At 70.3% G+C, this 12,152-nt stretch carries 10 protein-coding genes; all 10 read left to right on the top strand.

From position 1 onward, the window contains the following. The first annotated feature begins 237 nt into the window (after nucleotides 1-237). Complete coding sequence (locus ACIOGZ_RS22320) at nucleotides 238-789, top strand: transposase family protein (RefSeq protein ID WP_400986900.1); 552 nt, start codon at nucleotides 238-240, stop codon at nucleotides 787-789. 4 nt (nucleotides 790-793) lie between these two features. Next, nucleotides 794-1,663 (top strand): hypothetical protein, encoded by an 870-nt coding sequence (locus tag ACIOGZ_RS22325; RefSeq protein ID WP_400986902.1) that lies wholly within the window; start codon nucleotides 794-796, stop codon nucleotides 1,661-1,663. Beyond that, nucleotides 1,660-2,766, top strand: coding sequence for a hypothetical protein (locus ACIOGZ_RS22330; protein WP_400986903.1), 1,107 nt, complete (start codon nucleotides 1,660-1,662; stop codon nucleotides 2,764-2,766). Before ACIOGZ_RS22325 ends, ACIOGZ_RS22330 begins: the two co-directional genes overlap by 4 nt. Before the next feature lie 219 nt (nucleotides 2,767-2,985). Further along, a complete protein-coding gene (locus tag ACIOGZ_RS22335; RefSeq protein WP_400986905.1) occupies nucleotides 2,986-3,315 on the top strand; it encodes a hypothetical protein in 330 nt (109 codons plus the stop codon). Nucleotides 3,316-3,774: 459 nt separating this feature from the next. Then, nucleotides 3,775-5,025 (top strand): ABC-three component system protein, encoded by a 1,251-nt coding sequence (locus ACIOGZ_RS22340; protein WP_400986907.1) that lies wholly within the window; start codon nucleotides 3,775-3,777, stop codon nucleotides 5,023-5,025. Beyond that, the gene (locus ACIOGZ_RS22345; RefSeq protein ID WP_400986909.1) at nucleotides 5,022-5,507 is read left to right on the top strand and encodes a three component ABC system middle component; all 486 of its coding nucleotides are present in this window, start codon (nucleotides 5,022-5,024) and stop codon (nucleotides 5,505-5,507) included. Before ACIOGZ_RS22340 ends, ACIOGZ_RS22345 begins: the two co-directional genes overlap by 4 nt. 31 nt (nucleotides 5,508-5,538) lie before the next feature. Then, nucleotides 5,539-7,488, top strand: coding sequence for a DUF3732 domain-containing protein (locus tag ACIOGZ_RS22350; protein WP_400986911.1), 1,950 nt, complete (start codon nucleotides 5,539-5,541; stop codon nucleotides 7,486-7,488). Nucleotides 7,489-7,940: 452 nt separating this feature from the next. Continuing rightward, complete coding sequence (locus ACIOGZ_RS22355) at nucleotides 7,941-8,576, top strand: hypothetical protein (RefSeq protein ID WP_400986913.1); 636 nt, start codon at nucleotides 7,941-7,943, stop codon at nucleotides 8,574-8,576. A 14-nt stretch (nucleotides 8,577-8,590) separates the two neighbouring features. After that, nucleotides 8,591-11,083: a multiprotein-bridging factor 1 family protein gene (locus tag ACIOGZ_RS22360; RefSeq protein ID WP_400986914.1), complete on the top strand. Its 2,493-nt coding sequence runs from the start codon at nucleotides 8,591-8,593 to the stop codon at nucleotides 11,081-11,083. Further along, nucleotides 11,083-11,625: a hypothetical protein gene (locus tag ACIOGZ_RS22365; protein WP_400986915.1), complete on the top strand. Its 543-nt coding sequence runs from the start codon at nucleotides 11,083-11,085 to the stop codon at nucleotides 11,623-11,625. Before ACIOGZ_RS22360 ends, ACIOGZ_RS22365 begins: the two co-directional genes overlap by 1 nt. The last annotated feature ends 527 nt before the right edge of the window (nucleotides 11,626-12,152 follow it).

Below are 12,152 nucleotides of genomic sequence, written 5' to 3' on the forward strand. Positions count from 1 at the left end.
TTCTCGGTTTGGTGTCAGTGGTGGTGAGAGTCGGTAGTGCTTCGAGGCATGTGGTCCAGGTTCTTGCTGGTCGGGCTGGATTCGGTGCGGGTGGCCGGCTGACAGGCTGACTGTCGCGGGGTGAGAGGCCAGGGGCCTGTTGTGCTGTCGTGGGGCTTTATCTCGCTGCGGCTGGTGCTGTCTTGGGTTTGAGAGATCTAACGCTCAGATCTGTGGGGCGTCGCTTGGATCTCGGGTATGGGAGACGGCGGTGGTGGGGGTGTGGGGCGGGGGTTGCCGCGGGCGTTGGTGGTGCGACGTCTGGTGGAGCGGCAGGCGGCTGGTGAGCTGACGTCGCGGCACGTGAGGGCGGTGGCGGACATGGTGGGGGTGTCGGTGCGCACGGTGTGGCGGTGGCTGGCGACGGCGAAGGCGACCGGGGAGGTCGACAGAGCGCCCGCCCGTCAGGGCTACGCATTGTCGGATGAGACGTGGACGTTGCTGGCCGCTTCGGGGGGCAACGTCGCTGAGCTGCGCCGCCGCATGGTCAACGCTGCTGGCGGCGCCGACACGGGTGTGCCGCCGCGTTCCGCCGCCGCTCCCCGCGCACCGCCGACCACCACGGCCTGTTCGCGAACTGCTTCGGCACCACGCCACGCTTCGAGGCCCTCGTCGCCGACGCGGGTATCGCGATCCCCGCCTTGGTCCATCCCCACCCCGGGGACGACTGGCACACCACCGCCCGCTGCTGGCACCTGCACACCCCCGCCTCGCCCACCCCGGATGTCCTGCCGCGCCTTGTGGAGTTAAGCCCGTGACCGCCCCAGCCCCGCCGCCCGGCGCCAGCCCGCTCGCCTTCGATCTCACGTTCCTGCGCGAGCGCGCCATGGACTGCCGACTGGGCGATTACGAGCTGACCGCGCTGACCGGCATCCCCACCGCCGACTGGGACACCCACCTCACCCCGCAGACCCTCTCCGCCGAGGCGCTGATCCACCTGGCCCGCGCCCTCGCCACCTCCCCGGAATCCCTCCTGCGCACCCCCGCCCAGGACCCACGCCCCGCCCCTGCGGCGGCCGCCCACGCCACCGTGCTGCACGCGGCCCTCATGGAGGCTGGCCGCATCCACCCCGACGACCTGGCCTGCGCCCTGGAATGGCCCGCCCACCGTCTGGGGCGCGCCGCCACCGCCCTGGCCGCACACCTCGAGCAGCACCACAGCCCCCACCGGCTCGTCCACACCGACACCAGCATCCACCTGACCACCACGCCCGGGCTGCTCACCGGCAGACAACGGCAGAACCTGCACGGCGCCGGCCACACCGCCGCCTCCCTCGGCCCACTTGAGGCAGCGGCCGTCACTCACCTGCTGCACCGCACCGCCTGTGGTCTGCCCCTGGACCTGTCACCCGAGCAGATCCCGCGCCTGGCCAACCGCTGCCTGCTCGCCCCCACCGGCGGGCAGCCCACCATCCACCCCGACGTGCTGTTCGCCCTCGGCCTGGCCCCCCATCCCCTCACGGACAACCCCGCTCCAACCGACAGCCAAATCCCTGGCCACCGCGTCGCCGTGGCAGACCCGCAAGAGCTCCGGCATGCCGACCACCCGGCCGCGGTTCTCGCCGATTCCGTGGCCAGGCCCATGCCCGCCGGAGCCATACCGCAGCCACCGGGATCGCGATGACGACGCGTCCGGCCGCCGCACCCGCCGCCACTACCGGGCAGTGGCGGCCCACCTGGTCACCGCGACCAGGAAACCCGGACCTGCCCGCGCTCACCGTGGTGCACGACGCACACGACGACCACGCCTTCATGTCGGCGGCCCTGACCGCCCACACCCCGGCGCTGGGCCGCATCACCGTCCACCCCACCTCCGTGGCCACCGCTCCCGCATCCCTGGCCCACGACCTCCTGCGCAGTCTGAACAAGCACCTGCTCCCGGGAAGCGAAGAGGCCGACCACTGGGCCGGTCGAACCGCCACCGCCTGGCGCGTTGTCGTTGCCTGGACCACCGCCCTGCACATCGGACACGTCATCGTCACCCGCGCCCACCGCATCAGCCCCCGTCACTTCGAGCACCTCTTCGGCCTGCTGGAACTCACCGGGATCCACCTGACCCTGCTGTGCCATGGCCCCCTCCCGCCCGCGCTCGCCTCCGCCCTGACCGTCCTGCCGTATCACGGCGTGCACACCCTGGACGGCGCCCGCCCCGCCGTCAGCACACGACTCCCGCCACCGCCCACCGACCGGTACGCCTGGTGGGAGGCCGCCACACACATCCCACCCCACGCGGACGAGCCGGGCCTCATCCAGCCCACGCACAGCCCGCCCGACCACGGCCGATTGGACGCTGCCAGCCGCCGTTTGGGCCGCACGCCGCTCGCACTGCCCGTCGGCGGCCGACTTCCACCCGAACCCGACCATGCAACGGTCCTGCTCACCCACCGGCTTCACACACGCATCGCCCACCCGCTGCATGCTGCCGCGCTGGCACAGCGGATTGCCACCGGACGCTCCGACGCGCCGCTCCAGTTGTCCGTCGTCCGCGCCGAGGGCGGTGGCGATCTTCCCGTACCGCCCTGGGCAGCCGACCTGATTTCCGCAGCCTGCCGCTTCGCGGAGCTGGACGGGAGGCCGCCCGGCCGTCAAAGCATGCAACTCGCGCCTTGGGACAGGAGAGCCGTGGACGAAGCAGCCCACATCTGCGGCCTGCTCGGGCATCGGCTTCTCAGCGGGGGTCAAGCGCGTTCCAGCCCGCCGCGTACACGTGCTCACCTGAAAGAATGAATCAACCGGATACAGTCCCACGCGCCACCCCGCCTACCCGATGCTGGGGGCATGGCAGAACGTCCCCGGGATTTGTGGTCTCAACTCAACACGGCGGTCACGCACATTGGCCTGTCAGCGCCTGGCGCGGTGAGTGCCCGATCCCGAGGCAGGACAACCGTCATCACGGGAAATCAGGTGCGTACTGTCACCCTGGTGCTGTCCGGTCACACATCCGCCATGACCACCGCCGTGCAGGACCACTTCGGGTGGCCTGTGTGGGACGCGCCCGCCATACCCACCCAGGACCGCGACTGGAAGGTCGTCTTCAACCCGGCCAACCGCACCTTCGAAGGCTTCTACAACGAGTCACGGTATAGCGCCCACCCGGAGATCGCCCGCATCGCGGTACCCGTCCGTCTCACCGACGACATGTGGCGCATGCTCGAGAAGACCGGAGCCGTCGTCATGTGCGTCGGCCTGACGGGAGACCCGACACCACAGGCCATCGCCACCGGAGTCCAGCAGCGCCAGTTCCACGCAGCCCTCGTTGAGGCGCTGTTCCGCTGAGCGCCCACACAGCGCGCGAACGGTTGGTCGCCGATCAGGCCCGCGTGAGCAGGGGACGGTAGGAGCCACAGCCGGATTTGGTGGCCACAGTCCAGCCACCAGGAAACTCGGTACAGCCGCGAGACTTGGCCAGCCACCACAGCAGCGAGCCATGTCGCAGCTGTGGAGATCGAGCCCGTCGCAGCATCGCAGTGCGCCAGGCGCCGGACAGGCCGGAAACCGGGGACACCGGGGCCGGCGGGAAACAGGCCCACGGTGCTTGGCGGACTGGCGAACTGGCCCCTGCAGGGCGGCGTTCGAACATGCGACAGCTTATTTGCAGAGCTGCGTGACGGCTGCCGAACCAGTGCTATGTTGTCGCCACGGGGGAGCGGCAGAGGCGCCCGGACGCCGGTCGCAAACCATCGGCCGGACTGCAGGAGCGCGCCGTTCGGACAAGCGCGATCAATAGTGGGCAACGTGGCGCAAGCTGGTTCGCATTCGGCCGCAGGCCAGATGACCGGGTATCTCTACCAGTGCGAACTGGCTCTGCTGGAACTCGCGCGCCGTAGCTGGGAGGACGCTTCCTGCTCCGTCCGGATGGAAGTCCTCGACGACATCGAGTTCCTGGACCCCGACAACCACACCCCACTGGAGCTGATCCAGTCCAAGCACCGCGAAGCGGCGGGTCCGTTGAGCGAGGCTGGCAAGGACCTCTGGCGCTCGGTCGCCTCCTGGATCGATGCCCTGGAAGCCGTCTCAACCCCCTTGAGCACAGCGATGCCGCTGCTGCGCCTGGTCTCGACCCAGGTCGCTCCCGCAGGGACCTTTCTCTCGATGCTCCGCTCCGGAGCCCATCGGGACACTCGTGCCGCACTGACTCGGATGGAGAAGGTCGCCGGAGACGAGAACGGTGCGGACGGTACGGCGAAAGACCGCAAACTGTTCATGTCGCTCAGCCCGTCGCAGCGCCATCAACTGGTTGACGCCATCACGGTCGATGATGGTGCCCCGGTGATGTCGGACCTGAACCCTAGTCTGGCCAAAGAGTTGGGGATCACGCCGAGCGACCATGCTCAAGCCGCTCTCGACGACATCAAAGGGTGGTGGTACGGCATGGCGATTGGACTGCTGGAGCGCAGGAACCCCAAGCGTAAGAGACCCGCGGTCAGCGCCCAGGAGCTCATGTGCCGCAGGGACGAAGTCCTCGACCGGTACGCCGGAAGGAACCTTCCGATTACCGAGACCCTGCGCAACCTCACCCAGGCCGAGATCGCTGGCTACGAGGACCAGCTCGTCGTGACTCAGATGCGATGGATCGGCTTGCCCGATCCCGAGATCGCCATGCACCTGCGCGAGTATCACTACGCACGCGCCCAACGCTCCGAATGGCTGCGCACCTTCAAGATCACACCCGAGCGGCTCGGCGAGTACGAGCAGGAGCTACACGACGAGTGGGAACACGTCTTCCGCCGTCGCACCCGCCGCCTCCACGGTGACATGACCGGACCCGAACGCGAGTCCCTCGGTCAGGACGTACTGGACGACACCATGGACAGGGCCGCCGACAGACCTGCTCGCCCCGGCAGCATCACCGCACCGTGGATCGGCCGCGGCACCGTGCACAGCCTGGCCGATCAAGCGGACACCGCAGACCCGGACCGTGCCATCGGTTGGCACCCTGACTACAGGAACCTGTGCGAGCCCCGGAAAGAGGCACAGGACCAGTGACCACCAACCTTCATCACGGCGTTCCTGAGGCAGAAGCCCTCTTCAACCCCGCCTTCGGGGCCTACCTCCTGGCCAGCAGCGTCCACGCTGCGGTCAAGAAAGCGGAGAGCCCTCTGCCGTGGCCCAGCGCCTTCCTCGTCCTCCCGCTCATCCTTCCCGAGGACACCCGGCGCTCCCTGCCGGGCAAGTCCACCGTGACCCTCATGGCCTGGGCTCACGCCAACCCGCGCCACCAGGCGGCCTTCGCTGAACGAGCTGCTGCACTGACCGACTACACCCGAGCCAGCCTGCGGACTGCCCTGCGCCACCAGGCCATAGGCACCAGCCCTCAAGGCCTGACATGCCCCCGCGCTCCGAAGCCCTCCTCACAGGCCCCCGGAGAGGAGGTCGCCGAATGCGCACGCGCGGCCGTACTCGTCGGCCGCTGGCTTGCCGCGACAGACCCGGCCCGCGCCTTCACCGTCCTCGGCGTCCGTCCCTGACCCGCCCCGTACAAGGAGTTCCAGAACCGCCATGCAGCTGCTCGCCCTGGCCATGTACCACCGCGACGGCGGGACAGCCCCGAGAGTCCTGCGCTTCCGTCCCGGGGCGCTGAACGTCATCACGGGTGAGTCCGAGACCGGGAAGTCCGAGGTGCTCGACATCGTCGACTACTGCCTTGGGCGGAGAACACCGAACCTGCCCGACGAACCGATCGACCAGACCGTCGGCTGGTACGCACTCCTCGTCGTCTTCGACGACGAAAGCCGCATGGTCTTGGCCCGGCCCCGTCCCACCGGAGCCTCCACCCTCCACGCCATGGTGCAGACCGGCGACAGCCGTCTCGATCTTCCCGCGATTGGCGAACTCGCCCCCAACTCCAATGTGGCGGCTCTGCGCAGTGAGGTCAGCGCCCGGCTCGGGATCGAGGACTTCCGTTTCCAACCACCCTCCGGCGCCGGGCGACACCCCTTCGACGTCTCGATCGCCCACGCTGCTCTCCTCTGCTTCCAGAACCAGAACGAGATCGCCGACAAGAAAGCCCTGTTCCACCGGCAGACCGAAACTGGGATGGCGCAGACGCTCAAAGACACACTGCCTTACTTCCTCGGAGCCGCCGGCCCCGAACAAGCCCTCCGGCGCCACCACCTCACGGAAGCCGCCCGTGCGCAGCGCGCGGCGCAACGCAAGTACGACGATGCCCTGCGCCACCAGGCCGCAACCGACGCGAACGGGCTCGCACTGGTGCGCCTCGCACAGAATGAGGGACTGCTCACCGACGTTCCCGCCGCACCGAACACCGCCCAGGTCGTCGATCTTCTGCAGCAGGCACTGGCCGCCTCGCCGCGGACCGCAGCACCGCTGAACCTGTCCGACCAGCGCCAGGGGCTGAACGACGAGCGCCGTACGCTGCGCGATCAGCTCCAGGAGCACGACGAGGCCCTGGCGACAGTCGACCGCTGGCAGCAGCAGGGCCGCGCTTTCAGCGGGGAACTCCACCTCCAGCTCGACCGCCTCAAGACGCTCGCGCTGCTCGGCCCCGAGCACCAGCACGACACGAGCGTCTGCCCGATGTGCACCCAGCCTCTTCCGCAACCCGACCCGTCAGCGCAGGACATCGCCGCGCTCACCGGCCACCTGGCTGAGGAGCTCGCCCACGCGCAGACTCTGCAGCCTGTTCGTGAAGAGCACCGACGCGCCTTGCAGGCCGAACGCGACAGCGTCGCCGAACGCCTCCGGCTCAACGGTGTGCAGCTGCGAGAACTGCTGACCAGCGACGAACGGATGCGCAATCTTCAGGAGCAGAACCTCCGCATTGCGCACATCCAGGGACGAATCGCCGAAGCCCTAACCCGTACTGGTTCGGACAGCGACATCAGCCGACTGCGTCATGACCTGGCCTTGGCCGAGGAACGAACCGCAGCACTCCAAGTCCTCGCGGACGAGGACGATGTAGCCGCCGAGACCGAACGGTGCCTGGCCGGCATCGCCACCGACATGACTGCTTGGGCGAAGCGACTCAAACTCGGACAGGCGGCAGACGCGACAGAGGTGAGCATCAGCCTCAATCTGCTCAACGTCGTCGTCCGGCGCCCGGCCGGCCGACTGCCACTCACCCGGATCGGCAGCGCCAAGAATTGGATCGGCTACCACCTCGTGGCCCATCTCGCCCTGCACACCTATCTGCGGCGCAACAATCGGCCTGTACCCGGTTTCCTCATGCTTGACCAGCCCACGCAAGCCTTCTTCCCCGAGAAGCCGCGCGACGCCTCGAAGATCCAGGACGCCGACTGGACCACTGTCACCGCCTACTTCAGCCTCCTCAACGAGGTGGCACAACTCAACAAGGGCAACCTCCAGATCATCGTCAGCGACCACGCCAACCTGCCCGACGCCTGGTTCCAAGACGCGGTCATCGCTAACTGGCGCCCCAATGACGACGGAAGCCGAAACGCCCTCGTTCCCCCGGGGTGGCTCGGCTGACGGACCATGGGCCGCCGGAAGCGGCCTCCGGTGCCAGTGCTGCATGTTAGGTGCCGCCCGGTAGGCCCTCTGCGCAGTCGGAAGGAAGACCTGGCTGACGCTCCCCTGTTGACCGGATCCTCCAACCTGTGACTGGTCGTCATGGCCAAGACTGCTGACTGCGGTTGCGGCTGCGCCGGTTGGACCCGGTGGCGCGGACCATGCCCGTGGCCAGGGCGGGGCCCTGCCGGAGCGGAATCGGGACCTGGGGGCATGGCACCGCCGGTAGGTGCTGCTTATCGGCCCGACGTGACCGGCAACATGCCGGTTGACGGTCTGAATCAAGGCAACAGCCGGTAGACCGACGAGGACTTCGAGGGGCGCGCGGCGGTGCTGCGTGCCCCCTTTCCTTTTGGGATCCTACAGGAGATATGTGTAGTATTTGGTTAGGTCCTACTATTTGGGAGTCTGTGGTGAGGGTCAGCTTCGGTGGTGAGCGGGTTGAGGTGCCCGACGACCTGGGCCGGGCGCTGCTCGCGGCCCTGCGCGGCGAGCGTCTGGTGGAACCGCCGCAAGCCGCCGACTTCGACGACCTGACCGCCCTGGTGGCCTGCATCAGCCGGGTCACCCAGCACCTGAACGTGGTCAAGGAACTGGCGATGTCCCGCGCGGACGCCAGCGACAGCTACTCCAACCGGCGCGCCCTGGGCATCGCGGCCGCCATGGCACCCTCCCAACTGGGCCGGGTCCTGGAGGGCCACGGACTCCCGCGCGACCGCCGCGCCGGCGGAGTGGACCTGGCCGTCGCCTTCCGCACCACCGACGACAGCGTCCTCCACCTGGCCGCCGAGGACGACGTGGCCGGCCTGCCCTCGTTCACCCTGCCACCCAACCCCGCCCAGAGCGGGGCCGAACCCACGGAGTTCGCCGGCCGGGAGCTCGAGTTCTACTACCGCCCCCAGGTCCCGATCGCGGTGGCCGACCTCGGACGCACCGCCGGCTACACCCTGCGCCCCGAGCAGGGCCCGATCGCCTGCCTCACCGAGCAGGTCTTCGACGCCCTGTTCGGCGACCCGCGGATCGACCCGACCCGACCCAACGGACGCTGAGGAGACCGACCCTGATGTCCGACGACCTGTTCAACTCCGTCGACGCCCTGCTCGCGGCCGTGCACACCGGCCTGCCGCTCCCGGCCGAGCGGGCACGGCTGCGCCTAGCGGCCGGGCTGACGCCCGCGCAGATTGCCGCGGCTCTGCGGGTGGATTCGGCCCTGGTGACGGGCTGGGAGGACGGCAGCGCCGTCCCGGGCCCGGACATCGCCCCGTCCTACGCGCGACTCCTTGACGGCCTCGCCGCCCGCTTTCCCGCGCCCGAGCAACCCGCCTCCACGCAGCCTGCCTCCCCGGTCCTGGCCGTGCCGCAGGCGCATCCCGCCTCGGCGCCCGCCCAGCAGGCCGCCGAGGCGCCCGTTGTCCCGGTGCTCGACCAGAACCCGGACGGCTCGCTGGTGATGGGCCCGGCCGCGCCGTGCGTGCAGTGCGGCCAGCCCTCCGTCTACCGCGCCCAGGGCCACCCGATGCACCTAGGCGGCTTCTGCCGCCCCGCAGCCCCGGTGACCGAGGCCGCCGCTGCGGTCACCCAGCAGCCGGCCCCGGCCCAGGCCCCGCCCGCTCCGGCGCCCGTCGCCGCCCCGACCACGCCCGCAGCTGCTCCTGCTCCGGTCTCCTTGGTGCCGGTCCGGCCCGCGCCGACCGCAGCCCGGGCCCAGTTGGCCAGGCCGCGTCCGGCGGCGTCCCGTCCCGCTGGCCGTCCGGCTGCGCCGCGTCCAGCCGCCCCGTCTTCTGCTGCCGCGCGTTGGTGGCCGGCGGTCGCGCTGGACGCCGCCGAGGATGGCGGCTGGGTCCTGGATGTGCCGCAGGTCCCGGCCCCGGCCGGGCCGAAGCTGGGCGACTGGTTCGCGTGGCTGGGCACCGGGCTGCCGTTGCGCGTCGAGCGCGCCCACTCGGCCGGGCGCGGCGGCGACGGCATGGTTTGCCTGACCGCTGCCGCGCTCAAGCAGCTGGGACTGCCCGCCGCCCTGCCGACCACGGAGAAGGCCCTGACCGCGCTCCACACAAAGCTGGCGAAGGCCGCCGCCACGGTGGGCATGGAGATCAGCGACCAGATCGGACCGTCCTTCCACGTCTTCCGCCGCACCGGATCGGCCGGCGGCCCGAAGACCTCGGTCCGGGTCACGGTGGCGCCGTGGCTGGGCCAGGGCGACGGCCGCCAGCAGGCCGTCAGCGCCCTCGCCGCCCCGTTGGCCACCGCCCCCGACGGCACCAAGGACGGGCTGACCCTGGCCCGCCGCTACCGCGCCTTCACCGCCGACCTCGGCGTCGCCCCCGGCGCGACCACCGCCTCCACCGCGATGCTGCTCCTGGACGCGGTGCGCCCCCGCGTGGAGTGGGTCAAGGACCAGACGACGGGGGAGTGGTCCTCGCACCCGCGCGAGGGAGCCCTGCCCTCGGGTGACCTGTGCGTGCCGCCGGCCGCCGGGGCCCGCCACCCGCTGACCCGCGAACTGCTCTCGCGCGGCGAGGCGGTGTGCGAGGAGGAGGACTACAAGTGGTGGGCCCGCACCCTCACCGCCGAGGAGGCCCGGCGTCCGTGGGCGGTCGCGGTCGACGTCTGCGCCAGCTACCTCTCGGTCACTGACTCCCTGCGCCTGCCCATCGGCCCGTACGCGTACGCGGAGCACCCGGCCTGGGACGGCGGCAAGACCGCCGGCCTGTGGTGGTGCGACTTCACCGGCATCGAGGTCGATCCCCTGCTGCCGCACCCGGCCACCTTCCACGGCCAGGCGCCGACCGGCCCGGGCTGGTACGCCACCGTGACGGTCGCCTACATGGCCACCACCTACAACTTTGACCCGGCGACCATCAGCGCCGCCTACCTGGCCGCCCACACCGCGCCGTTGCTCAAGGAATGGACCGGCCGCATCCGCGGCGGCTACAAGCGCACCTACGCCCACCTCGGCCTGTTCGACGGCCAGAACCCCGAGGAGTTCCTGGCCGCCTACGCCGTGCACAAGGACGTCGGCACCGACCCGGTTCGCGCGGACGCCATGGTTCTCGCGGGCAGCTACAAGAACGTCTACAAGGGCGGCATCGGGAAGTGGGCCGACTCCGCCCGCCACCTGGACGACCAGGTGTGGCTGGAGAAGATCGCCGCGTCCTGGTCCTACGACCCCGCGCTGCGCTTCCAGGTCATCGCCGCCGCCCGCATCGCCGCCCACCGCCGCCTGCGCAAGACCCTGCTGCTCACCGGCCGGGCCCCGATCGCGGTCAACGTGGACAGCTACCTGTACGCCACCGACGCCCCGTCCCCGCTGGAGCTGCTCCCGGTCAAGGACGACGGCACCCCGGTCCCCGGCGCGCTGCGGCTGGGCATCGCCCCGGGCAGCCACAAGCACGAGGCCTCGATCCCGCTGACGGCCGTGGTCGAGGCGATGGAGCGCCGGGAGCACCCCTCCAAGCTGGTCCACCACTACACCACCGACGGCACCCCGATCGGCCCGGAGCAGAACGACGGGACCGCCGGCACCGGCAACGACGATGAGGAAGGCGGGAACTGATGGCGGGCGGGTTGTTCGGTCGGGTGCGCGAGGCGCTGTTCCCCTCCCGGAAGGCGCCGGTGCAGTCCACCACGCAGGCCGGGCAGGTGCGGGACCGCAAGTACGGCGGGAACACCAAGGCCATGGCATCCGCCTACGGCGTCGCGCCGCGCACCGTGCTGCGCTGGATCGACGGCACCCGCCGCCCCAAGGGAGAGGACGCCCAGCGGCTCCAGCGCGAGGCGGTCGACGTGCAGACCACCGAGCGCGGCCGGGAGCGCAAGGCCAAGCAGCTCGCGCAGCGCGGCACCGTCTCCGGGATCGGGGCCCGGGTCGGCCGCGCCGTGAGCTTCGAGATCCGCGGCTCGGACGCCGTCCGGGCCCGCGACATCCACCTCGACCTCTCGGGCGAGCAGGCCGCCGCCCTGGCCCTCGCCGAAGACGAGGACGAGGTGCGGCAGATCGTCGGCCGGGCCCTCGCGGACTACTTCAACGGCGGCCCCTACGGCGGATTCTCGTCCGACGACTTCGACTTCGATCCCAACGACTTCGACCTGAGCTGATCCGACCACCGGAACCGCTCAACTGGCTTACTCAGAAGGCCAGTTCGGGGTCGGCGCCGCCCAAGAGGCGGCGCCGACCCGATCGGCGGGCGGCACTGCGACCGGTCCGACCGCGACCAGCTCACCAGAGCCACGGAGGAGCAATCCAGCCCCGGAGCGGCGCCCGAAAGCGCAGTAGAATTTCCGAACCGAATTCACAGCAGCACCCGGAACCAGCAGTCCGAAATAATTCCCGAACCATGCGACCGCAGAAAACCCGACCGGAATTCCCAAGAACAGGACGGAGCCGCGATGACGCACGACGGCCACCCGGACGGCCACGGCCAGGGCGACGCCGCCCAGGAAATCGACGACCTCGAAGCGGCGTGGGCGCTGACGCCGGCGCGGTGGCGCTGCGCCCACTGCAGGGACCGGATCACCGGGGAGGGCCACACCTGGCCCTGGCCGACGAGGAACTGGAGGACCGGATGGTGCACTGGTGGCGCCGGGACTGGCCCGCCCACACCCGCCCCGGCTACCCGCCCGTC

The sequence above is a fragment of the Kitasatospora sp. NPDC088160 genome, from assembly GCF_044741445.1.
Taxonomy (GTDB): Bacteria; Actinomycetota; Actinomycetes; order Streptomycetales; family Streptomycetaceae; genus Kitasatospora.